The organism is Burkholderia sp. F1 (genome assembly GCF_050813845.1).
Taxonomy (GTDB): domain Bacteria; phylum Pseudomonadota; class Gammaproteobacteria; order Burkholderiales; family Burkholderiaceae; genus Burkholderia; species Burkholderia ubonensis.
Genome location: NZ_CP172422.1, coordinates 1,560,066 through 1,585,676, shown reverse-complemented (window position 1 = coordinate 1,585,676; position 25,611 = coordinate 1,560,066). Strand labels below are relative to the sequence as shown.

Annotated in this window: 14 protein-coding genes and 1 pseudogene; 10 read left to right on the top strand and 5 right to left on the bottom strand. The window is 66.5% G+C overall.

Features of this window, described 5'->3' with window-relative positions:
* Positions 1 to 7 precede the first annotated feature (7 nt).
* Together ACFIMZ_RS26115 and ACFIMZ_RS26110 are read right to left on the bottom strand one after the other, a co-directional pair.
* The gene (locus ACFIMZ_RS26115) at positions 8 to 1,006 is read right to left on the bottom strand and encodes an alpha/beta fold hydrolase (RefSeq protein WP_431825168.1); all 999 of its coding nucleotides are present in this window, start codon (positions 1,004 to 1,006) and stop codon (positions 8 to 10) included.
* Between the two features lie 112 nt (positions 1,007 to 1,118).
* Positions 1,119 to 1,925, bottom strand: a complete 807-nt coding sequence (locus ACFIMZ_RS26110; RefSeq protein WP_431825167.1) for a type 1 glutamine amidotransferase domain-containing protein — start codon at positions 1,923 to 1,925, stop codon at positions 1,119 to 1,121.
* Between the two features lie 133 nt (positions 1,926 to 2,058).
* Here ACFIMZ_RS26110 and ACFIMZ_RS26105 point away from each other — a divergent pair.
* From ACFIMZ_RS26105 to ACFIMZ_RS26095, 3 genes and pseudogenes are all read left to right on the top strand, one after another.
* Positions 2,059 to 2,385: pseudogene (locus ACFIMZ_RS26105) on the top strand (GGDEF domain-containing protein); the annotation flags it as partial.
* A gap of 665 nt (positions 2,386 to 3,050) precedes the next feature.
* Positions 3,051 to 7,040: an FAD-dependent oxidoreductase gene (locus ACFIMZ_RS26100; protein ID WP_431825166.1), complete on the top strand. Its 3,990-nt coding sequence runs from the start codon at positions 3,051 to 3,053 to the stop codon at positions 7,038 to 7,040.
* 234 nt (positions 7,041 to 7,274) lie between these two features.
* Positions 7,275 to 7,730, top strand: a complete 456-nt coding sequence (locus tag ACFIMZ_RS26095; protein ID WP_431825165.1) for a CHRD domain-containing protein — start codon at positions 7,275 to 7,277, stop codon at positions 7,728 to 7,730.
* 27 nt (positions 7,731 to 7,757) lie between these two features.
* Here the strand turns inward: ACFIMZ_RS26095 and ACFIMZ_RS26090 are convergent, their stop codons facing one another.
* Together ACFIMZ_RS26090 and ACFIMZ_RS26085 are read right to left on the bottom strand one after the other, a co-directional pair.
* Complete coding sequence (locus tag ACFIMZ_RS26090) at positions 7,758 to 8,456, bottom strand: cytochrome b/b6 domain-containing protein (RefSeq protein WP_431825164.1); 699 nt, start codon at positions 8,454 to 8,456, stop codon at positions 7,758 to 7,760.
* Complete coding sequence (locus ACFIMZ_RS26085; RefSeq protein WP_431825163.1) at positions 8,437 to 11,190, bottom strand: UPF0182 family membrane protein; 2,754 nt, start codon at positions 11,188 to 11,190, stop codon at positions 8,437 to 8,439. Before ACFIMZ_RS26085 ends, ACFIMZ_RS26090 begins: the two co-directional genes overlap by 20 nt.
* A gap of 251 nt (positions 11,191 to 11,441) precedes the next feature.
* Here ACFIMZ_RS26085 and ACFIMZ_RS26080 point away from each other — a divergent pair, with 251 nt between their 5' ends.
* Positions 11,442 to 11,861 (top strand): DUF1810 domain-containing protein, encoded by a 420-nt coding sequence (locus tag ACFIMZ_RS26080; protein WP_431825162.1) that lies wholly within the window; start codon positions 11,442 to 11,444, stop codon positions 11,859 to 11,861.
* A gap of 49 nt (positions 11,862 to 11,910) precedes the next feature.
* On the opposite strand, the gene ACFIMZ_RS26075 is transcribed toward ACFIMZ_RS26080, so the two are convergent.
* Positions 11,911 to 12,363: a hypothetical protein gene (locus tag ACFIMZ_RS26075; RefSeq protein ID WP_431825161.1), complete on the bottom strand. Its 453-nt coding sequence runs from the start codon at positions 12,361 to 12,363 to the stop codon at positions 11,911 to 11,913.
* 771 nt (positions 12,364 to 13,134) lie between these two features.
* On the opposite strand from ACFIMZ_RS26075, the gene ACFIMZ_RS26070 reads away from it, so the two are divergent.
* The 6 genes from ACFIMZ_RS26070 (at position 13,135) to ACFIMZ_RS26045 (ending at position 25,608) form a co-directional block, all read left to right on the top strand.
* The gene (locus ACFIMZ_RS26070) at positions 13,135 to 13,527 is read left to right on the top strand and encodes a hypothetical protein (RefSeq protein ID WP_431825160.1); all 393 of its coding nucleotides are present in this window, start codon (positions 13,135 to 13,137) and stop codon (positions 13,525 to 13,527) included.
* Between the two features lie 241 nt (positions 13,528 to 13,768).
* Positions 13,769 to 17,311: a hypothetical protein gene (locus ACFIMZ_RS26065; protein ID WP_431825159.1), complete on the top strand. Its 3,543-nt coding sequence runs from the start codon at positions 13,769 to 13,771 to the stop codon at positions 17,309 to 17,311.
* Positions 17,308 to 17,667: a hypothetical protein gene (locus tag ACFIMZ_RS26060; RefSeq protein ID WP_431825158.1), complete on the top strand. Its 360-nt coding sequence runs from the start codon at positions 17,308 to 17,310 to the stop codon at positions 17,665 to 17,667. Before ACFIMZ_RS26065 ends, ACFIMZ_RS26060 begins: the two co-directional genes overlap by 4 nt.
* Positions 17,621 to 18,103: a hypothetical protein gene (locus ACFIMZ_RS26055; RefSeq protein ID WP_431825157.1), complete on the top strand. Its 483-nt coding sequence runs from the start codon at positions 17,621 to 17,623 to the stop codon at positions 18,101 to 18,103. Before ACFIMZ_RS26060 ends, ACFIMZ_RS26055 begins: the two co-directional genes overlap by 47 nt.
* A gap of 12 nt (positions 18,104 to 18,115) precedes the next feature.
* Entirely contained in the window at positions 18,116 to 25,276 is a 7,161-nt protein-coding gene (locus ACFIMZ_RS26050) for a hypothetical protein (protein ID WP_431825156.1), read from the top strand.
* Positions 25,273 to 25,608: a hypothetical protein gene (locus tag ACFIMZ_RS26045; RefSeq protein ID WP_431825155.1), complete on the top strand. Its 336-nt coding sequence runs from the start codon at positions 25,273 to 25,275 to the stop codon at positions 25,606 to 25,608. The genes ACFIMZ_RS26050 and ACFIMZ_RS26045 overlap by 4 nt, the downstream gene beginning before the upstream one ends.
* Positions 25,609 to 25,611: the final 3 nt, after the last annotated feature.

Sequence of the window (25,611 nt, the reverse complement as noted above, 5' to 3'; positions counted from 1 at the left end):
TTCCCTTTCAGCTCTTGATGAACTTCAGGATGTCCTCGTTGATGACATCCGCATTGGTCGTCAGCATCCCGTGGGCAAAGCCCGGATAGATCTTCAGCGTGGCGTTCTTGAGCAGCCTGGCGGACAGCACGCCGGCATCCTTGTACGGCACCACTTGATCGTCATCGCCGTGCAGGACCAATGCCGGCTGCGCGATCTTCTTCAAGTCCTCGGTGAAATCCGTCTCCGAGAAGGCCTTGATGCAGTCGTATTGGGCTTTGATTCCACCCATCATGCCCTGGCGCCACCAATTGCGAACGATGCCTTCGGACACTTTGGCGCCCGCCCGGTTGAAACCGTAAAACGGCCCCGACGGAATGTCGAGGTAGAACTGCGCCCTGTTGGCGGCAAGCTGCCTCCGGAAACCGTCGAAGACTTCAATCGGGGTTCCGCCGAGGTTGCGCTCGCTCTTCACCATGACCGGTGGCACCGCACCGACCAGGACAATCTTGGCGGTTCGCTTCAGGCCGTGGCGCGCAACGTACGCAGCGACTTCACCACCGCCGGTCGAGTGCCCGATGTGGATGGCGCTTTTCAGATCGAGCGCCTCGGTCAGGGCCGCCAGGTCGGCGGCGTAGTGATCCATGTCGTTGCCGTCGGCTGTTTGCGTGGACCGTCCGTGCCCGCGGCGATCATGCGCGATCACGCGATATCCATGCGCGACGAAGAACAGCATTTGAGCGTCCCAGTCATCCGCGGACAGCGGCCAGCCATGACTGAAGACAATCGGCTGGCCTTTGCCCCAGTCCTTGTAGAAGATCTCGACACCGTCTTTCGTCACGATCTTGTTACCACGATCGGTATCTCCTGCCGACGGATGTATCGGATGCTTGGGTGTCGCGGCACGCGCCGCACCGCTCGAAGAAAACAGCGGCAGCGCCATCGAGGCAGCCGCTACCGTACCGGCTCCGATCATCAGTTCACGACGGGATTTGCTGACGACGTCGACTTCATCTTTACCGCTCATGACAGCCTCCTTTGGAAATCGAAAAGCGGTTACACCTGACAACCCGATACTCGGACCGCGAACGATCGCACTTTCGGTACCCCCCGTTGCGCGGATTCATTGCAGCAGCCAATCAATTCATCGCCTTCAGTCGCTTGACCACCGCCTCGGCGATTTCCTTGCTCGATTGCGGGTTTTGTCCGGTAATGATCCGATCATCACTGACGACATAAGACGTAAAAGGAAGAAATGCCTTCTTGTAGTGAGCACCACGGCTCACAAGCGAATCCTGCAAAAAGAAGGGCACCTGGGACTTCATGCCGGACAGCGTCTCTTCCATATCGGAGAATCCCGTAACGGGCACTCCCGCGAGGAGCGGCTTCCCTGCCTCGTCCTGAAGCGGCAACAACGCAGATACCCCATGGCAAACAGCCGAGACGATGCCGCCCTGACGATAGATCTGCTCACTGACGGTCTTCAAGGCTGCGTTATCCGGAAAGTCCCACAGCGTGCCGTGTCCGCCAGTGAAGTAGATGGCCTTGTAGCTGGAGGGATCGACGGCGGCGGCCGCCAAAGTTGTCTTCAATCGCGCCATGAAAGCAGGATCGGCCAAATGCGCGCGCGCCGCTTCGTCCAGGTAGAAAGACTTCATGCTGCGCTCGTCAATCGGAACTTCGCCACCTTCAGGACTGGCAAAATCCATTTGCAGTCCGGCTGCCTGAGCAACGTCGTAGAAATGCGTCAGCTCGGTGAACCAAAGCCCGGTCGTATCCGATCGAGACGGATACTTGGCGTGATTGGTCATCACGACCAGAATCTTGCTGCCCGGCTGCGACACGCCCTCGTTCTGAGCGGCATCAGCTGCGTAGGCGTATCCGCCCGTCAACACAGAGACAATGATGGCCAGGAGCCAGTGCCTGAAAAACCAACGCTTGAACATTCCCAATTCCTCATATGAGTCGGCACGGTTTCGGGTCATGGGTCCGATCGATACCGCGCACAAAGCAACAATGTGAAACGCTTCCGACGAAATCCTAGGGTTGAAGTTAAGTTGAATGTCAAGCGTTTGTCGCGTTACGCCAGACACCGACGAAATCGGGGCTGCCAAGGTTGCCGAAGCCATTCGCGACGAAGTCGAACGCAATCGGCTATCCGGATTTCCCGATGCCGTGCCGTCTTTCACCGTGAGCACTGGATGTGCGACCGCACGCAACGCATATCCTGCATCGATCGAGGCGTTCGCGAGTCACGCGGATTCGGCGCTGTATGCAGCCAAACGCCAGGGAAGAAACCGGGTTTGCCGCGCGGACGATCCAGCGACGCGCAGCGGGCCTGCATGGCGAACGTCGTCGTGGTGCGTATTGCCGCTAGGGCGGACTTTCATACCAGGCACATGGTGACGCCCGGGCGCCACGCACGAGCTTGCCAGCCACGACGTCGGCGCAGCAATGGGGGCGCGCATCACGCGGCGAACTTGAAAATCGATCGCCCCCCAATATCGACGAAATCCTGATGATAAATACAGGTGGCATGTCAAATACTCACCTACTAGTATTTGAAAGAACGCCCGCTGAAAAACGGATTCAGGCTCCTGGAACAAGCAAATATTAGTGGTGGGCACTGGCGCCAATTGCGCGAAATTCCCGAGCAGCAAAAAGACAATATTTTGAAAGCATGGCTGCGCAGCATTGACCGACGACCGCATGGCCGGCCGTCGCGCTTGAATGATCCGAAACCTTGTTTGTATTAAAAAGGCTCGCCCCCAGACTGCCGAATTGACATAGCCCTTTCAAGGGGACTTTCAAATGGCCAGCATTGTTTGCAAAGACACGCCGGGCATGGGCGCTCAGGGGACTTCGGTCGACCAGCCTTTGGCTCCGGCATGTAATCGCGCACCCCACCCTCACCGCGCGTCTCCCTGCCAAACGAGCATCCCCATCGATCAAGGACGCCTATACGTCGATAGCGTTGTGAATTGATTTCCAATGTCGGCGTAACGACCGACAAGCATCGCCCATGAGCATGGGAATACCAGTTGTCCCCACACCCATAAAGAGGACCCGTCATGAGCTTCCTTCAATTCAATGCCACGACCGTATCGCCTCGGCGCCTCTCCCGGCAGCACGGCTCTCTCGGCGCCGCGTTCTCGCGCTGGATCCTGGCCAACCGTGGAGCCGACTACCGCGCCGCGATCGAAGCACAGCGCGCGAGGGCTGCCGAAGTCCGCGCGACGCGCGGCGCGGCCGCGTACAGGCTGACCGCCAAAGCGGACGCGCCGCAGGTCGGGATCGTGGGCGGCGGTTTCGCGGGCATGTTCGCGGGGCTGATCCTGCAGTCGCTCGGCATCGAGTTCGAGCTGTTCGAATCGTCGGACCGCGTGGGCGGACGCATTCACACGTGGTACTCGCGCGACTACGATCCGCATGACGTGCAACGCGCCGGCTTGTATGGCGAAGTCGGCGGGATGCGCTTGCCGCAGTTTTCGGCCGATATGCTGCCGGTGCAGCAGCTGGCCCTGGCGGTGAACGCGGTGCTGGCCCGCAACGGGCTCGACGACCAGGCCGTGTACTGGCGGAAGTTCTATTACGATTCGCCGCAGCAGCGGCTGCGCTACAACAACATGGCGACGCCCACGACGCTCGAGCAGTCGTCGCTGGAGAGCTTCAACTTCGGCGTGGCGAGCGGCGGCGACGTGCCTTCGGTCTGGGTGACGCCGAAGCAGGACCCCAAGGCCCCGCTCTCATCCTACTTGCCGATCAACAAGGTGCTGGACAAGGTGAATGAGCCGTTCCTGAAGGCCATCAACCGGTCGTTTGCCGAGGGCTTCGAGCTGCTGATGCAGTTCGACCAGTATTCGATGTGGGATTACCTGACCACTCAGTTCCGCCTCGGCGACCTGGCCGAATACTACGATCCGGCCATGGGGGCCAAGAACGACCTGCTGCCGTGGTCCGTTGCCAACTTCCTCGAGACCACCAACGTGGGCAGCGGGATGTACTCCGTCTCGTTCGTGGAGATGGTGATCGCCGTCTACGACTGGGGCGGCAGCAAGGACCCGTATCGGCCGGACGACCCCGCGATCTACATGCTGACGGTGGACCAGGGGATGCAGCGCTTCCCGGACGCATGCAGGACGGTGCTCGATCTGCAGGACGCGGTCACGGAGGACGACGGCGTCACCGCGCAGCTTCAGGTCGGCATGCTGCCGCAACCGGATGGCCCCTACCGTTACGACCCGCCCAACCTCACGCCGGATGCCAGGCCGCCGCACGCCGCCGCCGGATATCCGGATGCCGCGTCACGCGGCCAGACCTCGCAGGTCGCCTGCAAGCGGCGGCAGCGCGTGCATCTTCGGCAAGAAGTAACTGCCCTGCGCCATGAACCGAACCTGAACGACGGTCAGGGCGGCATGCGGGTCACGGTGCGCAACAAGGATGACGGCAGCACGGACCAGCGGACCTATCCGTATGTCGTCACCACGCTGCCCAACGGCGCGTATCTGAACGGCCAGAAGGAGCTGAACCTGCTCGAAGGCATTTCCTTCGAGAAGGCGCAGGCGATCCGCGAATGCAACTACATGGCCTCGTTCAAGGCCTTCCTGACCTTCAAGCGCCAGTTCTGGACCGAAGCGGGCGAGCGTCAGGAGCACGAAGGCGGCTACGGTGCGGCATCGACCGACCGCCCCAACCGGCAGATCATCTATCCGTCGTACGGCTATGCGGCGGACCAGGGCGTGCTGCAGGTGTATTGCTGGGCGCTGGACGCGCGCAAGCTGGGGGCGCTCGGCGACAAGGAGCGCATCGAGGAATGCCTGAAGGGCATCCAGTACCTCTATCCCGAAATCGATGTCGACGCGTACTTCGCCGGCTACGAGGACGGCGTGACGACCAAGACCTGGTTCTGGGACGAGCATGCGGGCGGCGGCGCGTTCGCGTTGTTCAAGCCGGGGCAGTTCGAGAAGCTCTACCCCACGCTGCTTACACCTGAGTTCGACGGCCGCCTGAACTTCGCCGGGGAATGCTGCTCGGTGCATCACGGCTGGATCGTCGGGGCGCTGGATTCGGCCTACAACGCGGTGCTGAACATCCTGCTGCATGCCGGCGAGACCGCGAAGATCGAGCAGATGAAGAAGACCTGGGGATCGTTCCAGGCGCCGGATATCGAAGGCGACCCGGCCGCGGCCAACGTGATGTCGTACGCCTACGACTACAATCTGGTGGACCGCGACGCAGCATCCACGCCGCCGGGCGGCGGCGCCAGCATCTACGGCAGCCAGCAATACGTGTTCGACGGCCAGGTGCCCGCGTTCATCGCGAACTACGACACGGTGCCGCAATCCATGAAGTCCACCACCCGGGACAAGCAGGTGCTCGCCATGCTGAACGCGACCTGGGACGACAATGTCGCGCAGCGCGCCAAACAGAACCTCAAGAGCCCGAACACGGAAAACGCGGTGCAGATGCTGGAGGACATCTATTACGGCAACAACTTCCAGACGATCCCGGCGCCGAAATTCTGGCTGAAGGACGACGACGAGTTTGCCCGGCAGCAGCTGGCGGGCTTCATGCCGAACCTGCTCGAGCGGGTGTCGACCGCGGACTTCGACCGGCTGGTTTCGGAGGCGGGCATTGTCGACGCGGCTCGCCTCGGCAGCGCGGGCGCGGTGCAGTATGTAGCCAACTACCGGCGCTATCTCGACGCCTGCACGGTGACGCCGGTGGGCTATTACCTCGCCAAGCCGCTCGTCTTCTTCACGGTCGACAGCAATCACGCGTTGATGCCGGTCGGCATCCAGCTCCACCAGGGCGGCGAGCTGTTCACGCCGGACATGGCCAATGCCGGGAATGCGTGGCTGCTGGCCAAGATGCAGACCAACTGCGCAGGCCAGACGCTGCACGACGTGGGCTTTCATCAGTTGCTGACGCATCAGATCTGCGCGATGGTCTCAATCGCGCTGTTCTCGGAAGAGGTGTTCAATCCGGACACGCCGCCCCTTTCCACGGAGCCATTCCAGCAACACCCCGTGTTCAAGCTGCTGCGGCCGCACGTGGTGAAAACCGTCGAGTTCCAGCAGACCATCTACAACAGCGGCTACGACCCCTATGCCGAATCCTTCCCGGCAACCCGCGTGGCCAACGGGACGCCCGGGGTGTACAACATCGGCTTCGTCTACGACCTGATTTTCTCCTGCGGGCGGATCGGCAACTATCAGCTGCAGGACAAGATGTACTACGACAAGGATCGCTTCCGCTTCCTGGATCTCGCCATTCCAGCCGACGCCAGGCGCCGCGGCGTCGAGCAAACGCCGTTCTCCTACGCGTATGTTCACGACGCCGGCCTGTGGTACGACGCCATTTCGCGGTTCGTCGGCACGTTCATCTCGATCCAGTACTCCGGCGGCGATCAGGCGATCGCGGCGGATATCCAGCTTCAGCGCTTCTTCGGCAAGCTGATTCCGGCCTTCAACCATGTCGACGGCACGACGGCGGCGCATCGCTTTCCGGCCGAGGTCAAGACGGTCGACGTGCTGCACGACGTGCTCACGCTGTTCATCTGGCAGTTCTCGGTGCAGCACACGGTGATCAACGACGGCGCCTACAATCACGCAGCGTTCGTGCCGAACGCGTCGACGCTGATGTATCCGCTGCCGGCAGGAAAACCGTCCTCACAATGGACGCCGGCCGACGTGCTCGCCTGCCTCCCGTCGCAAAAGGCCACCTATCCGACGCTCGGCAACATGAACTTCATGGACGTGCAGATCAACGCGTCGGTGACCGGCCAGGGCCCCTACCCCGAAACGGTGCCGGGCCGCGGCGTGCTGGAACCCTCGATCGACTTCCTGCAGGACAGCTACGGCTTCGTCAACCCGAAGCTGCGGGACGCCGTGTTCGAGCACTACCGGGATGTCGTGGAGATCGGTGACGCGATTGCCGCGCGGCAGGCCAGGGATACGGCGAACTACCTGAAATCGCATCCGGGCGCCACCGCGATTCCCGAGACCGTGGTGTTCGATCTCATCACGCCGGTCAACGTGATGAACACGATCCAGACCTGATCGGCTCGGGCTTCGGCGCACGCACAGGGCGCCACCATGGCGCCCTGTGAACCGCCCCGCGCCGGGTGGACGCGCAACGCTTCATCGCACGGCAGGCAAAACGGAACGGCTGACCTAGAATGGTTTTCGGGCTTGGTCCCTTTCCACGTGTTCTTGCTTCCGGTGCTCGCGCCCCGGTCGAACGACGGCGGCGGGTCGCCGTCCGGCCCGGCGGAACCGGATCGGAGATAGCAGATGGTTACTTCAATGTCGCGGCGTGCCTCCATGGTGCTCGCCGGGCTCGCGTGCGCGGGATCGATGACGCTCGCGCAGGCGGCGCCGATGTCGTTTTCCGTGCCGCTTGCCGGCGCGCAAGAAGTCCCGCCGGTCCAGACCCAAGGCACGGGCACGGCCGACCTGACCTACGATCCGGACACCCGGCTCGTCAAGTGGACGGTCGCCTTCAGCGGCCTGTCGAGCGCCGCCACGATGGCACACTTCCACGGCCCGGCGCCGGCCGGCAAGAATGCGTCGCCCCAGGTCTGGCTGTCGCAGAAAGGCGCGATGTCGGCCGAGAGCCCGCTCACCGGCCAGGCGACGCTGTCGCCGTCCGACGCGCAGGCGTTCCTGGCCGGCAACCTGTATATCAACGTGCACACCAAGGATCACCCGGCCGGCGAAATCCGCGGCCAGGTCGTGCCGCCGAAGTGAAACTGACAGGCAACTGACGCCCGCCGCTCAGAGATACGTCGCGAGCAACCCGACGGCGACGGCCGCCGCAACGAATAACAGCAGCGCCCGTCCCGCCGGCGCCAGCCGCGGCGCGCGAATCTCCGCCGGCAGGAACTTGCGGCCCGTCAGCATCGGGCGCAGCAGGTCATGCCCCTTGGCCGCCGCGTAGAGCTCGATGGCCAGCACGTGCAGCGCAACCGCGACGAGCAGCACGTCCCACAGCGCCGCGTGCAGTTCGTCGATCGCGTTGGCGACCGGCGCCGGCACCCATGCGGTCAGCGGGCCGACGGCCGCGATGTCGTTGTAGACGTAGAGCCCGGTCAGCGTCTCGCCCAGCAGCAACGCCAGCAACAGCAGCACCATCCATCCGCCGGCCGGGTTGTGCCCGACCTCGACATCGGGCTCGCGGCGAAACAGGTGGCGCAGATGCCGGCACGCGGCCGCGGGCGGCGCGAGAAAACTGCGAAACCGCGCCGTCTCGCTGCCGAAGCAGCCCCACAGCACCCGGAACAGCAGCAGCGCGAGCAGCGTCTCGCCGGCGCGCACATGCAGGTCGACCCAGTTGAGCCGCACGATCACATAAGCCGCCGCGACCAGCAGCACCGTCAGCCAGTGAAACAGCCGCGTCGGCAGATCCCAGACCGGCACCGGGCGGCGCGCGGATCGCGCGTTCGACGCGTGCCGCTCACTTGCGCGTTCCGGCATGCCCGCCCCCCATCGACTCGAGCAGCGGCCGCAGCGCATCGAGCTCGGCGCCGAAGCCGGCCCAGTCGCCCGCTTTCAGCCGCTCGAGCGCGCGCTCGTAACGCGCGAGGGCCTCGCGGGCGCGCGCATCCGCCGCACCCGGGCGTGGCGCGGCCGCCGGCGCGGCCTCCTTGAACAGCGCCGCGAGCGCCGCGCCCAACGTGTCCTCCATCACGACGCGCTCGCCATACGCGGCAATCACGCGCTTCAGTTCCGGCAGTTGTCCGGACGCCGCGCGCAGATAGAGCGGGGAAACGTAGAGGATCGAATTTTCGATCGGCACGACGACGAGATGGCCGCGGATCACGCGCGAGCCCATCTGGTTCCACAGCGAGATCTGCTGCGAGATCTCGGTGCTCTGCTGGATGCGCGCCTCGATCTGAAACGGCCCGTAGACGAGCTTGTCCTTCGGGAACGTGTAGACGATCAGCTTGCCGTACTCGGGCGGATCGCAACGCGCCGCCAGCCACGCGATCATGTTCTCGCGCTGGCTCGGCGCCATCGGCAGCATCAGCACGAACTCGGCGCCTGTGTCGCCCGGCAAGCGCATCATCGTGTAGTACGGCGCCATCCGCGTGCCCGCGGCATCGCCGCCGTCGATATCGCTCAGCTCGCGCGGGAACTGCCACAGATCCTCGCGGTTGTAGAAGACTTCCGGCGCATCCATGTGGTAGGCGCGGTACAGGTTCGCCTGGATCAGGAACAGGTCCTCCGGGTAACGGACATGCTGCCGAAGGTCCTGCGGCATCGCCGCGAGCGGCTTGAACATGCCGGGGAAGATGCGCTGCCAGGTCCGCACGAGCGGGTCGGCCGGATCGCTGACATAGAAGTCGACCGAGCCGTTGTACGCGTCGACCGCCACCTTGACCGCGTTGCGGATGTAGTTGTCGCCGTCGCCGACGCCCGGCGGCGCATACGGGAACCAGCGGCTGGTGGTGTACGCGTCCTGGATCCAGAACACGCGCCCATTGCTCACGACCGGATACGGATCGTGGTCGAGCGACAGAAACGGCGCGATCGTGCCGATCCGGTCGCGGATGTTGCGATGAAACAGGATCCGGCTGTCGCGCGTGACGTAGCGGGTCAGCAGGATGTTGGGATCGTCGAATTGCCACGCGAACAGGCTGCGCCGCGCGATGCCGCCGATCGCGACGCCGTCGCGCCCGCCGTAAGTCGTGTAAACGTTGCCATCCCCTTTCGGGTAGTCGAATTCGGGCACGCTGCCCTTCACGATCACATAGCCCTGCTCGCCTACGCCGAAATAGACGCGCGGCTCGCTGATCGCCGGCCCGCCGTCGGCGACGGGCGGAATGTCCCGCAGATAGAGCGAAGGCAGGCCTTCCGCGGATTTCTCGGTGACCGGCGACATCACGACGCCGTTGCCGTGCGTGAACAGCAGGTGCAGGTTCACCCAGGTCCGCGCGTTCCCCGCGAGCATCGCCGGTTCCAGTTCGCGCGCCGACACCATCACCTGCCGGTAGCCGGACGCGAGCGCATAGCGGTCGATATCGACGGAGAAGAACTTGTAGTAGGTGCGAATCTCCTGCAGCTGCGCGTAGGTATCCATCAGCGGCTGCGCGTCCCACAGCCGGATGTTGTCGATGGTCGCGCGATTGGCCTCGAGCGCCGCGGGATTCAGCCCCTGCCCGGCGTCGAACGGCTGGACCGCGATCTGCGTGAGACCGTAGGCCTGCCGCGTCAGCGCGATGTTGTGCGCGAGATATGGCGTCTCCAGCTGCAGTTCGCTCGGCTTCACGTAGAAGCGCTGGAACAGCGCGGGATAGACGACCGCGAGCACGAACCCGCCGCCGAACACCAGCAGCGCGGCGGCGGCCGGCAGCCGATAGCCGGGCCGGCGCAGGTTGACCGCCAACGCGGCAGCCGCCGCGATCGCCACCACGATGAGCAGCCACAGCACCGGCAGCACGACGTGGACATCGGTATAGCCGGCGCCGACCACGACGTCGTTGTTGTCGTAGAGCAGCAGGAAGCGGTCCAGCCACCACGACCACGCTTTCAGCAGGAACAGGAGCGCCAGCAGCACCGAACCGTGAACCGCGGCGGCAGACGCAATCCCTTTCGGCGCCCGCAGCGCGAGGTCGCCGCGCAGCCAGTAGACGGCGCCCGCTACAAGCGCGCTGCAGACGAGCAACTGCAGCAGCCAGTTCCTGACCGCGATCCACGCCGGCAACGAGAACAGGTAGAAGCCGATGTCCTCGCCGAAGATCGGATCGCGTTCGCCGAACGGCACCTGATGAAAAAAGCGCAGCGCGATCGGCCAGTTCGACATCTCGTTGCCGGCGATCGCCAGCGCCAGCACGGCCGCGGCCACCGCAATCACGAAGCGCCACGGAATGCGCGCCAGGACCTGCCCGGCCAGCGCCCTGACGGCCTCCTCCGCGCGCGTCGACAACGCCTCTTCCACTTGCCAGATCTCGATGCGCGTCGCGTAACGATGCGCGAGCAGGCCCGACGCGCCGATCGTCGCCGCCGATGCGACGAACGCGACGACGAACAGCAGCAGCCGGGTGAGCAGGATCGTCCAGAACACGCCCGCGTAGCCGACCGACGCAAACCACAGCCAGTCGACCAGCACGCCGGTGACGCGCCCGACGGCGATCAGGCCGGCGACGACGATCGCGGCGGCGATCGCATAACGTCTGACGCGAGACGCGGAAGTCGCTTGCGGGCGCATCGAGGCTCCTTTGCCGGCCCGTCACGCTCGGCCGGCCGCGACCGGTCCGTGGTGCACGGCTCCTCCGCCAGGATCGCGGCTGGCCGGATTCTTCATGCTACGCCTGTCGCCGGCGCGCGGCCATCCGGCGGGACGCGGGGGACGCCGCACCGTCAGCGCTCGCGGCCGCGGCACGCGTTTGCATGCCCTCCGGACCCGGATCACAATGAACGTCGGCACGGCTCGCCGCGCCGGGATGGACGGAGGCAGACATGGACGATCCCTATGACCTTCAGCGCTTTGTCGACGCGCAGGACCCGGTGTATGCGCAGGTCTGCGACGAACTGCGCAGCGGCCGCAAGCGCAGTCACTGGATGTGGTTCGTCTTTCCGCAGGTCGAAGGGCTCGGCGACAGCGTCATGGCGCAGCGGTACGCGATCGCGTCACTGAGCGAAGCCGACGCGTATCTTCGGCATCCGGTGCTCGGCGAACGGCTGCGCGAATGCACGCGGCTCGTCAACCACGTCGACGGCCGCTCGATCCAGGAGATTTTCGGCTATCCGGACTATCTGAAATTCCGCTCGTCGGTCACGCTGTTCGCGCATGCGACCTCGGACAACGCGGTGTTCGTCGAAGCGCTCGAAAAATACTACGGCGGCGAAGCCGATCACAGTACGCTGGCGCGGATCTAGGCTGCGAGCGTTCACGCCGCGCGCCTTCACGCGCCGGTCTCGACGCGCGCTACGCCGCGCACTGCTCCGTCCCGCCGGCTGCGTCGCGCGACCTGCCCAAATACGCGTCGACCCGTTCGGCGACCTGCGCCACCGTCGCGCGCGGCGCAAGCCGCAACTGGCGATCGTAGACCGCCAGCAGGCCGCCGATCGCGTCCGATGCCGCAGCGCTCGCCGGCGCGCAGGCGCCGGCCACGGCCGCGGCGGGATCGCACCGGTTGATCGCGTCCTGGGCCGCGTCGAACGTCGCGCGGCGCTCGCGATCGTCGCTCACCCCCGCCTCCAGCAGGAAGTGCGTCGCGACGAGTGCGTGCGTCAGCACGGTCAGCGTATGGCAATCGCCCCGGCCGGAGCGGAGCGTGCACAACGCCATATAGCACTCGAGCGCGATCCTGTCCCGTTCCGCGGCGGGGATGGGCAGCAGATCGCCCTTGGTTCGAATGGCGGTCTTCAACGGTCTCATGTCAACAGAATGGCGGGCGCTTCAAACGTTTGCGATAGCCGGTGATAACGGCAGGTACGCCCCACAGCTTTAGGGTCGGCTTTGCCCTGGGCAGGACGTGCCCGATGCGGCTTCTCGCGCGGACGGGACCGGCACCGGGGCCGCATGCGGGTCGCCGGGACGTCGACGCAATACGTGAAATCATCACCCGCGATCTCGCCACCTTTTTGATTCACCAGTGAATATCTCCGTCAGGAATTCGAAATTAAATCCATCCGTTCAATATGCATTTAAATAACTACAGACCGCGGCTTTGCATTTATTGGCAAACCGCCATTGTCGCCAATATGTTCAATTGAATCGCCAATTGAAATTACAGATGCCCCCGCCTTGCGCCGGCCTCATGCAGCCGGCCGCGCCGGCCTGCATGCGACTGATTCGCGGAATCCGCCAAACCCACGCTCGCGAAGAAAGCGAATCGACATGAAAACGCGTTGATTCGCGACGGCTGGAAATTTTCAAATTGGGTTTGTATCCACCTGATGTTTGTCTTATGCTTCTTTTCACACAAGTTCATCTGCTTCCGGATGATCCATAAGATTCATAAGTAAATCGGGGTTCCCGTCCACGCCATGCAGCGGCGCCACCAAGGCCGTCACTGCAATGTCACCTCTTGCGTCGATGCAGAGTCCCGCCATGCCCAACCTGTTTGAAAGCAAGAAAAAAGGTAGCAATCGGGACTGACAACGGCGTTCGGCAATCTGTGTCAACCACAACCGCTAGGGGTGTCTCATGGCAGGCAACGTCACGGTATTCAACAGCTACAACGAGCCCATTACCAATCTGCTGGTCGGCAACAACGTGGCCGGAAACATTTCCGGATGGTCCGCGGGCCCGACTCCGCCGCAATATACGCCGAGCGGCCTCAAGGTCGCTCGATCGAAGTATCCGTCGACGAGCCCCGTCTTCGCCTACGGCGACAATGCGCTGGTGTTTCCGTGGGACAGCCGCACCGGCAAAGCCACGGTCAGCATTCCGATCGACCAGAGCCTCGACGACGACCTGATCCTGTATCTCACCCAGAACGACGCGATCCTGCTGACGGCGCGCGGCGTCGTGATCAACACGTCACCCGTCACGACCACGCTGAGCATGGCGGAGATGGAGAAAGACGGCGTGGCCTAGCAAGCCGCTCCACCGGCACCCGCGCGATCGCCCGCGGCCATCGGGCCGCGGAACGCGGGCGGGTAGCTGGATCGTCTCGATCAACAGCCGGCCGGTCGGCTCGCCTGATCCATTAGTCGTGCATATCAACGATGGCGACGATGCCGCGCTGCGGCAGACGCAGCCACGCCCGTGCACGTCGATCGTTCGATGATTTTCGCGGCCCGCCGGTTAGCCGGAGATCGGGTGTCCGATAGAACAGATGCCAGCACTGATTTTCACGCAGACAGCCTCCGAGGCGGGCTTCGCGCTCTACACGGCGCAACCGGATCATGCCGACGATCCGGCGTCGGCCCATGCGGCGTTCCTGCTGTTGCCTGCCGACTCGAGCAGCCCGCCGCGCGAATTGAGCGTCGCGCAAGCATGGCAGCAGGCCGGCCTGTTTCTGTTCTCGTCGCAACCGCTGCCGCCGGCCCCGCAGCGCATCGCGCAAGCGCTGAAGCTGACGCCGCCTTACGGCACCACGCGCGGCATCGCGTGGATCACGTCGGCGTCGCCCGAGTCGTGGGCATCGGTGTCCGTGCCCCTGCTCTACGTGTCGCCCGACAGCGGACAGGTAGCGGGAGCGAACGGCATCTTGCCGTTCGGCAACGTCGAACTGGTGTTTCCGTCCGGAACGCAATGGATGCTGCAGGCGGATGCGGCACTGGCCGTCCTGCAAGGCAACGGCATCGGTCTGTTGCGCGACGACGGGCAAGGCACGCAGGTTCAGCCGGACGATTACAAGGTCGTGCTCTCGTTCGCTCCACCCGCGCCTGGCGCGCTGACGTTCACCGCGCATTGGGATCCGTACAACCTGTTCGGGCTGTTCGCCGACGACCCTCAATCGGCCGGGCGCCAGGGCGGCGAACTGCGCTACTTCTATCCCGACGTCCACGCAGCTTCCGGCTTCGGGCAGCTTCGCTATCCCGTGCTGCCCGCGCTGCCCGACAGCGACTGGCCGCTGCTGGCCTTCGATTGCGAGATGGACCCGCTCGCGCCGCTGGACGGTGCGCGCACCCGTTTCATCTTCCAGCCGCAGGCGCTCGACGAACTCGCATCGCCAGTCGGCCTGACCGTTGCGGGCGCCCCGGTGACGCTCACCCCGAGCGCGCCTCGAAACGGCGCCCGGGCCGGACTCTATCCGGCCGCGCGGCCGGGCCCGGCGAATACCACGGCGGCCGCCTATCTGGCGCCGGTGGGCCCCTTTGCCCTCACCGTGCCCGGCGGCGCGGCGAAGATGCTGTGCGGCACGATCGGGACCGAGTACCTGCGTGTGGCGACCGGCGACATCCTCGAATTCCTGCCGTCGATGCCGGCCTGTTCGACGTCGTTCGGCGCCGGCACGGCGGCGCGCGCGGCGCGGCCGGCAGGCGCCGCTGCGCGTGCGCTGCTCGACGGCCCCTTCGGCACGTCGTGGGTCCGTTTTCGCAGCGGCGCCGCCGCCGCGACGCGCGGCTATTACGCGCAACCCGGCGCGTCGGTCAACTTCGGCCACGGCGCGCTGGACGCGCAAATGCGTTACCCGGCAGCCGTCTCGGCGCGGGTGTCGACACTCGAGCCGCGCGACGCCGATGGCGCGCCGACGGCCTTTCCGCTCGTGCCGTACGGCGGCGTATTCGCGCTGGCCGACGGCACCGTGCAGGACGGCGCGATCCTCGCCGATTATGAAAAACAGGTCATCGCCTGTGCGCGCGGCGGCCTGATCCGCGGCGATGCCCCGGCGCCTCCCGTGTTCGTCGGCGAACAGGATGCGCCGCTGCCCGGTACGCGAACGTCCACGCCTCAAGGGCTGCTGGTTCAGCTCAACGACGCGCCGCCGCGCGCGTCGCTTGATCACGCCGCGCCGGCGCCTGCGGCCGGCACATGGCGCTCGCTGGTGCTGGCGCGCAACGCGGACCAGTTCCTGTCGTTCGACGCCGCCCCCGGCACCGGCGTGGTCGACGCGCGCCTTGCCAGCACGTTGATGCGCGAGCAGCTCTTCCTCGTGCTGAACAACTGGGATCAGTTTCCCGACATCACGCGAACGATGGCGGTCGCCGGCTTCAATTTCGAGTTCGCGCCCCTGCCCGGCGCCCGCGACGCGCGGCGCACCGTGCTGGTGTTCAAGTATGCGACGACGCTCAGCCTGGCCGATCTGATCCACACCCCCGAAAGCTGGCCGGACGTCGACTATTTCATCGGCGCGCCGCCGGATGTCGCCGACGCCCAGGCAACGCTGATCGACGCGCTGAAGATCGCCGACGACGCACGAAAGGATCGCGACGACCCGTTCGCCGATTTTCGCGTCCTGATGGCCGATCCCGCGTGGACCGGCATGCTCGCGTTCAACGCGCCGATCAACGGCAACGGCATGCCGAACGATCTGCAGATCCTGTTTGCCGGCATCGACGGACAACTGGTCGCCCATCATTTCGGCGTCCAGGCGAACAGGATCAGCCACGACGCCGGCGACCAGCCGCAGATCAGCGAGAGCTCGATGGTCGGCGTGATCTACTATCACGCGCCCGCGGACGGCGAACGCCCGCGCGGCCGCGCGTTGCCGCAGGCCGGCGATCCGGCGCCCGATTACGGGTTCGCCGTCGAGGAGCTCGCGGTGACGATCAGCAAGTCGGCGGTCACCCAGTTCCGATGCCGGGTCGCGATGACCATCCGCAAGCTGTTCGGCCGCGAGGTCACGCTCGTCGGCGCGAGCGCCGCCGACGGCGTGCCGCCGGACACCGTCGTGGTGGCCGGCCATTACCAGCGGCGCGGCGAGGTCGGCACGGTCACGTTCGACGGCAGCCAGCACGGCACCTTTCTGTTCAATCCGGACGGCTCGCGCATTCGGGTGATCGAGTCGTTCGGCGTCACCGGGGCAAGCCTCGTCCCGCTCGCGGCGAAGGACGTGGCGGCCGAGGCCGACCCGGGATCGACGATATGCTCGCGCTTCGCGTTGAGCGGCGCGCTTGCGTTCGCCGCCAACCCGTTTCCCGGGGTCCAGGGCCTCGATCTCTTTTCATACGGCGTCGAGCGCGACAGCCCCGGCAGCGCGACGGCGGGCATCGAGCTCGGCGGCCTGTCGTTCAGGATGACCTGCCACCTCGACGCGTTCGGCAAGCGCATCGCGCCGCCCGTCATCGAGCCGGATTTCTCCAGCCTGCTCGCGGCGGACAATCGCGCCGCGCAGCGCGAGTCCGCGCTCGTCCGCATGCTGCCGCTCAAGCTGCAGACGATCCTGCATAACGAACAAGGCATCGACGTCAAGGCGCTCGGCGCGCTGCCGGTCCAGGTGCCGGCGCTGGCCGGCGTCGCCGTCACCGTGCCCGGCGGCGGCGGCGTCGAGCCGATGTCGAGCCAGACGGCCTACGTCACCTCGAAGCCGCAATACGCGCTGCAGTTCGCGCTGCCGCTCGGCTCGCTCGGCGCGCTCGCGGACGCGCATGCGTCGCTCGACGCGTCGCTGATCGTCGCCTGGGGCGCCAGCACGTTCACGCCCGACGACGACGGCGTCGCGCTGTTCGTGCAGATGCCGCAGGTCACGGCCGGCGCGTTCGGCTTCAGCCTGCAGGGTCTCCTGAAGACGACGTTCACGCAGGCCAATCTCGGGCTCGTGCACGCGAAGGCGGGGCCCGCCTACGTGCTGCTGTTCAACAACGTGGCGCTCAGCGTATTCGGCATCACGCTGCCGCCCAAGGTGCTCACCGATTTCATCCTGTTTGCCGACGCGAGCAATCCGGCCGGCGGCAACCTCGGATGGAGCCTTGCCGCCACACAGACGTCATGAAGAACGACGACCCGATTCTCGCGGCGCGCAGCGTTCGCGCCCTGATGCAGGCGCTGAACGACGTCTACGGCTGGACGCTGCCGCTCGCGTTTCCCGCGGGCACGCCGCTGGCGGCGCTCTGGGCGATTGCGATCACCGTGCGGAAAGACCCCGCGACAGGCGTGCTCTATGTCGCCACCAGCACCGAAACCTATCCGGTCGCCGCGATCCTCGACGCGATCGTCGACGCACAAGTGCTGACCGGCCGCGCGAGCGCGCCGCCCGCCGCCTTCATGACCCACCGCAACGCCTCATCAAGGAGAAAGAAGCATGAGCAAGTCGACGTCGCCCAAAGCCCACGCCGTGACCGTCGCTGAGACGCCGTCCACGCACCTCGTCTTCGGGCTGAACTTCAATCTGCATGGCACGATGGTGCCGATCTCGACCGACGACATCGCCAACGCGAAAACCAAGGGCATCGAATTCACGCTGCCGAAGCAGGTCGACCTGGGCACGCTGACGGACTTCCAGGCCTGGTTCAAGAAGCAGTTCGGCATCGACCTTCCGCTTGGCACGGATCTGCCGCCGCCGCTCGGCGCCATCATGGACAAGCTCACGACGCTCGACGTCAGTGTCGATCAGTTCCATGTGAAGATCCCCGGCACCGACACGCCGGACGCGCCGAAGCTCTATACGCTGGCGATGTCCGCGATCTGGCCGACGGGCGGCGGCATTCCGCTGATCCCCGGCGTGCTCACGATCGACGGCGCCGTGTTCGGCGCCAGCAACGAACCGCCCAAGACGAACGGCTGACGCGCCCTCCCCATGTCGAGATTCACGCTTGGCGTACAAGCCACCCTGAACCTGCCGACGTCGCATGCGCTCGCCGCGCAGGCGCGCGCGGCCAGCGATGCGGGCGACGGCTTCGGCCTGCAGTTCGGCTTCGCCGTCGGCGACGGTCCCACGCAGTTCACGGTGGGACCGAAGCAGGGGCAAGCGCCGTTGAGCCTGCGCACGATCATCGAGCAGCTCGCGAAGATGCTGCAGATCGACGCCGTCGCGCAGATCGCGCACCTGAGCGCGTCATGGCCCTGGAGCGCGATCTTCGACGTGAAGATCGCGCCGTACCTGACGGTCGCGGTCGGCGACGCGCCGGCCGTCCAGCTCGTCATCAAGCTGTACGAGCGCGACACCTACGGCATCACGCTGGGCGGCACGTTCGGCCCCGTCACGGTCGAGCCGCGCTTTACCGTCTACGACCTCATCGTCGGCTACGACAAGTCGAAGGGCGGACTCGACGTAAGCGCGCGCGTGACGTTTGCCGACCAGGAGCGCTTCCGCGAAGCGCGGCTCACCGCGGGCGGGCCGGACGCCGGCCCGCAGCCGGAGGACGGGAAGACGTCGGTCGTCAGCTACCCGTTTCCGGTGCCGTCGCAGGGCGGCAGCAACTTCCAGGTCAAGTATTTCGGTCTCGGGCAGCGCTTCGGCCCGACCGTCGACGTGTCAAAGGACGATCCGATCGCGGTGATGTTCGCCGAACTCGAATCGATCTTCACGACCAACGATCCGCGGCAACTGCTCGACCGGCTCGGCCAGTACTACGATTCGTCGCGCGACTGGTTCGTCGCGGCGCACGTCGCGGTGCGCGGCTGGGAGATTCGTGCCGTCTTCAACGACCCCGTGCTCTACGGGCTCGAAATCACCTGCTCGATCGATCAGTTCGCCGGCCTGCTGCTCGAGATCCTCTATCAGAAGCTCGGGCCGCATCTCGGCGTCTACTACGGCGCGCTCACGATGCCGGCGCGTTACCGGCAGATCAACCTGGGCGCCGTCGCGCTGACGCTGCCGTCGTTCAGGATCTGGATCTATACCAACGGCGATTTCAAGGTCAGCGTCGGCTGGCCGCTCGGCGACGATTCGATCGGCGTGCAGGTCTACATCTTCACGGGCGGCTGCGGCTTCTACTTCGGCAAGCTGCGCAGCGGCGACAATCCGGCGAGCGGCGCCGACGCGCTGAAGGCGCTCGGCTCGAACGTCGGCGCCGACGTGGTCAGCTACAACCCGATCGTGAGCTTCGGCCTGGCGCTGTGGTTCGGCGTCGGCCGCTCGATCAGCGCGGGACCGTTCTCGGCGTCGCTCTCGCTGACCGCACAGGGCACCTTCCAGGGCGTTCTCGCGTGGCGCAGCGCCGCCGGCGGCGGCAGCGTGTCGAGGTCGCCCGATTACTTCTGGTTCGCCGCGTCGGTCGGCATCGTCGGGCAGTTGCAGGGCGAAGTCGACCTGAGCGTCGTCAAGCTGTCGGTCCTCGTGCGGCTGTCGGTAGTCGCCGGCATCGCGTTCGAAACCGGCTTCGGCACGGTCATCAACGTCACGGCGCGCGTCGACGCGCAAGCCCGCCTCAAGATTCTGTTCATCACGATTTCGGTCGGTTTCCACACGACGATCTCGGCCACGTTCGAAATCACGGGCGGCACGCCCGCGAGCCCGGACGGTCCGCTGAATCCCGCCTTCAAGGGCATGAACGATTGGGCGCACCTCGGCGTCGAGCGCTTCGAGCGGCGCTTGCTCGAGCATCGCGAACGGCTCGCGGCCGGCGCGCCGCGCGCGTGGCCGGCCTGGTCCGCAACAGCGCCTGCCGGGCCGGTCGACATCGCACTGTCGTTCCTGTTGCAGCCGTCCGTCGTCTATGCCGACGACGCCGGCGCGGTGGCCGGCATCGCAACGCTGATCCTGAGCGCGCCGGGCGCCGACGGGGGGGCCGATGCAAGCGCCGCGCCCCCGACGAATCTCGAGAAGCTCGTCACGGCGCTCGCGTCGTGGCTGCTTCGCACCTGGTCGGACGGCACCGGCAGCTGGGCCACGGTCGCCGCCGCGCTCGGGCATGGGCGCGCGCTGCCGCCCGCCGACTGGAGCGGGAAGCTCGACGGCTTCCTTACGACGGAAATCGCGTTCACGATCCATCCGGTCGATCTCGCCGCGCCCGCCGACGAAGGCGACTGGGCGCTGTTTCCGATGTTCGATGCGATGCAGATGAGCTGGACCGGCCATGACGAACCGCTCGTGTTCGCCAGCCACGCGCGCACATACCCGGACTACCGGCAGGTCGTCGAGGCCTACTTCGCGGAACTGTCGCTGAACGTGCTCACCGACAACCCGGACGCGCGCGGCGAACACCGCTTCGGCGTCGCGGCCGCGGCCGGCGGCGACGCGCCGCAAGGACCGTCGCTCACGGCCTTCATCTTCGACGACTACTTCCTGACCTTGTGCCGCCAGATGGCGAGCAGCCTGGCCGACCGGGAGAGCGCGAGCAACCGGCCCGGCGGCATGCCGGACAAGGCGATGGCGCGTACGTTGGGCGGCATGACCTCGCGTTACCTGATGAACGGCATGCGCATTCCCGACCCGGCGACGACGCCGCCCGAGTTCGACAAGGTCGATCTGGCGACGCTCGATATCGCCGCGGGCTACGCGCTGAACGGGCAGCAGTTCACCGTGAAGCAGGACGGCAAAGCGCCGCCGGCTGTCGTCGAGGCGACGCTGTCGGCCGCACCGGCGTCGGCGCGCCCGGTTCGCTTCGCCGGCGGCGGCGCCGGCGTCACGTCGAAGATGCCGCTTGAAGCCGTACCGCCCGTGCCGCGTCCGGCCTGGAGCCGTGATGGCGAACGCTTCGCCTTGGCGGCGCACGTCAAGGTGGCCGCGATCCCGCCGGTTCACGCCGAGCAGGTCTGGTATGCGGCGCGCGAACGCCTGCCGTGGACGAGTCCTGACAAGGCGCCCCGCTTCGTCGTGCCGCTGCCGCCGGCCGTGCTGCGACAATCGGCGGGCGCGCCGCTGACGCTCACCGTGCAGACCGGCCGGCCGCAGACGTCGGAACCGGCGGGCACGCAACGCGTCTGTCCGGCCCTCATGATCCAGGTGCCGATCTATCTCGTGAACCGTGTGGCCGCCGGCAGCGTGGACGCGCGCGGCGGCCCCGCGAATCCGTACTACGCCGACATCTATCGCATCGGCGGCGCGGACGACGAGACGCGCGAGCGCATCCACGACGCGCTGGCGTCGAACGCGCTGGCGGGCGCCACGATTTCGGTGCTGTACGACGCGACCACGACCGGTTACCAGTCGGATGCGATCTCGTTGCCCACGCAACCGGTCGTGCTCGCGAAGACCAACCTGTCGACCAGCAGCGAGCCGGGGCTCGCGCATGCGCCGCTGCACCTGCGTGCGTTGCGCGCCGGCGGCGATCCGCTCGGCCCCGCTTCGACGCTGTTTCCCGATCCGCAGAAGCCCGACGACCCGCAGAGCCTGCAACGCCTCGAGGCGTTGCTGCAACTGACGTGGGAAGTGAGCGTCACCCACTCGGGCGGCTACTTCCTGCGCTACGCGGACGCGGCCGGCCGGCCGCTTCCGGTGCGCATCTTCACGCCGAAGGGGCAAACGGCGCCGACCGACGGCATTCCGAACGGCGATACGGCGACGCTCACCTTGCTGGTGACGTTCCCGCCGTCGAATGCGTTCGAGCGCTGGCACAACGCGTTCGCCTTCACGCCGCAGGGCGACGTCGACGGCACGCTCTACCTCGGCGTGGCCGACGCATCGGGCGCGCCGCTGCAGCAGTTCCAGCCCTCCTACCCGCCCGGCTGCATCGGCTTCGAAGCCGACTGGTCGCTCGCCAACGCAAGGCTGGCGCGCGACGGCGGCGGACTGTACGACGAGGAATGGATCGCCGCGCTCTACCACCTGATGCAGTTCAGGGTCGGCGGCGCGACGTCGGGCAGTCCGGTGCGCTTCGGCCATTCGCTCTGGAGCCTCGCGCTGAGCCCGTCGTCCGACAGCTCCGGACAGGACGCCGGTGACGACGCGCGTCCCGAAAGCTTCGACGCCGACCAGCAAACGTACCGGCAGGTGGTGCCCGTCTACCGCTTCGTCGACGGCGGCGCGGGCGCGACGCCGAACCCGTACGCGGCAATCGGCGGCGAGCCGAATCTGGTGTTTCGGGTCAACGACGTGTTCGGAAACGCGCTCGAGAGCGCCGCCGATACCTTCACGACCGGATTCGCGGTGCGCTACAACGACGCGTTGCTGGCGCCGATGGAGTGGCCCGGCGTGCGCTGCGCGTACCGTTTCGAGCCCGGCCGGTTGAGCCTGTCGTTCACGTTCGACCCTGCGCTCGTGATCCGCACCGATCCGGCGCTGGCCCACGTGCGGGTGCATGGCCTGGCCGCGGGCGCCGCGCCGACGGACGCGGATCGTGCCCGCCAGCAGGTCCGGGCCGCGCTCGGCAAGTATGCGACCGTCGTTGCGCAGCTCGACGATCCGCACACGTCGGTGACGCTGACGCAATCCGTGCTGCCTTCGAACGGCGGCGTGGTCGGCAACGGCGCGGAGATCAAGCAAGCGCTCGCCAGGTTTGCGGGCGACGCCGTCACCGAGCTGAAACGCGCGCTAGACGGCGGAACCCCGAGCGTCGTGCCGCTGACACTGCCGGTCGCGATCGACAAGACCGACCTCGCCCGGCGGACCGACAACCTCTTCGCGGTAACGGTCGCCCTGACCTTTGCGCGGCCGCCCGAACTGGTCGATCCACAGGCGCGCGCCGGCATGCCGCGCGCCGTGTCCGTCGCGATGGCGCTGGCCGCCGACCTGGATCCGCCGGCGCAAGGGACGGCTCGCGCGCAACGCCGCGCCGCGGCGAGCGGCGCGCCGCCGGTCGAGGACGTCGGCCTGGCCTGGTTCGCCCGCCAGTTCGAAGCGACCTTTGCGGGCTTCGATGGCGCCGGGGGCACGGCGCGGCTTGCCGTACGCGCCGATGCGGCGAACCTGTCCGCGGCGGAGGGCGGCGCGTCGCTCTGGGGCATGCGCTGGAGCGCGACGAACGGGATCGACGTGAGGTTCCGCGCGAACGCGGCGCACTATTTCACGCTGCTGCCGCTCAACACGAAGCTCATGGCCGGACCGGCCAGCGTGCCGAGCTACAGTTCGACGCTCGAGCCGACCTACGCGACCCAGACCTTCACCGGCGTCGATATCGACGCCTGGGCCCAGGTCTTCCTGTCCGCGTTCGACGAAATCCTCGCGCCCGCCAACGCGGCGGCCATTGCCGCGCTCGACGGGACGTCCTATCGCACGCTGATGGCGCTGAAGGCCTGCATCGCGCAAGCGCTGGCGCGCGGCGTCGCGCCGGTGTTTCCGGCGCTGTCCGACGGCGATCTGGCGGCGGCGCAGGACCAGTTCGAGCAAAGCGTCCTTGCCGCGCTGTCGACCGCCTATGCGATCTCGTCGATCGTCCAGGTGCCCGCCGACATCGCCGTGGCGGGCACGACGGAACCGGGCTCGGCGCCACCGCGCATGTTCGGCAGCATCGAGGCCAGCAGCGCGCTGAACGGGCCCGCGGGCGACTGCACGCTGACGAACGCAAAGCTGCCCGTCGTGGCGAGCACGCCGGCCAATCCCGGCTTGCTCAATTTCATCGTGACGGCCACCCGGCCCGGCAGCGAAAGCAGCCTGCATCTCGACCTGAAGTACGGCGCGGGCTTCGTCGAACACCTGATCGACAACGCGGAGTCGTCGTTCGGCTATACCCCGTCGCAATGGCTGCGCTTCGTTCGCGAGATGCCGATGCCGTTCGGCGAGATCGACGCGCCCGTCCCCATGCGCGCGTTTCCCGCATCGCCCGTGCTGCAGCGGCAGCGTGCCGGACAAGCGGCCGTGACCGGCTTCGGCGAGCCGCAGGACATGCGGCTGCAATGGGATTATTCGGCGACGCTCGTGCACGCGGAGCAGGACGCGCAAGACGAGCTCTGGGTGACGGTGACCTACAACTTGCCGATCAGCGGCGGGTCCGACGCAAAGCCGCTGACCGCAACCGGCACCATCGAAGCCGTGTTCGAAGCGCTGGCGTCGTTCGTGACAGCCTGGCCCGTGTTGCGGCCTCATGTGCTCGCGCTGCCGGAGACTGCGTTCGGGCTGCAAGCCAAGGCGCCGACGCCGAATCAGGTCATCGCCGCGACGCTGGAGCAGGTGCAGCGCGTGACGCACGCCTGGGCGGCGTTCCGCGGCATCGCCGCCTGCGCCGGCGTGGCGCTGCCGCGCTTGCCGGCGCGGGCCGCCGCCGAGTCGGTGAAGCCGATGCGCAATGCGTACATGCTGAACTTCTCGCATGCGTTCGACGAACGGAAAACCGTGCGGCTGTTCGCGCAAGGCGTGCTCAAGGACGGTCGATGCGACGCGTCGGACATCGTCTGGCCGACGATCAACGGCAAGACGCACGGCGCCGTCACGCCCGCCGGCAGCGCGTCGCCTGACGATACCGGCTGCTGGTTCACGGCAAGCTACGATTACGCGCCGCTGCCCGATGCGGCCACCGGCACCCTCGAATTCACATGGCCCGGCCTCGATGTCGCCACGCGCCAGACCGGGCATTCGTCGTGGCGGATCGTTCGCAACGCCAACCTGTCCGGCGTCGATGGCGTCAAGACGAATCCGGATCTCGTCTACCAGACGCCGGACGTGTCGTTCGCGTCGCCGGTGGTGCCGGTCATCACCGTGCCGGCCCACACCTTTCCATCCGGCGCCACGCTGGCCGACGCGCTCGCAAACGCCCTCGCGCCGCTCGCCGCGGCGACCAGCGCAGCCGTGAAGGAGCGCCTCCTGAGGATCGCCGTTGCGCACAGCTACCGGATCGGCGCTCCCGCGGGCGGCGGAAAGGGTTTGTGGAGCGATCTTCCGGTGCTGCTGGCCGCCGACGTGGAACTCGCGAGCGACAACGCCGCTGCGCCTTCCGTACGCGCGATCGGCCTGCCGCAACTGGCCGCGCAACTGGCGGCGGATTGCGAGCGCTGGTTCGGCATCGTCAAGCCGTCCACCCAGGTTGCGCTGCTTCATCTCGACGTGACGCTGTTCGCCAACGTCGCCGGCGCGCAGGTGCCGATCGTGCTCGCGCCGGATCTGGCCGTCACCGTGCCGGACGGCTGGTGGCCGCCTGCATGAGCCTGCGGCTGCGCGAGGCGCTCCCACCGGATTTCGGGCGTATCGAGGCCGCCCATCCCAGCCTCGACCAGTTGGATGGAGAGACGATCATGGCCACCACCGTGAAGGAAGTCCCGGGCTTCAAAGTCGTTGCGACCGGCAACAATATCCAGGTGAATGCCGGCCCGCCCACCCAGTATCTCGTCCCGGGCATCGCGCCTTATCCCAACAAGAACCTGGTTGTCGGCAATACCTACAACATCTCCGACCCGTCGCATCACGGCATCGTCGTCGAACTCGTGCATGCGCCCGGCGGCGGCCAGCAGACCGCGACGTTCCGGCAGCAGACGTAATCG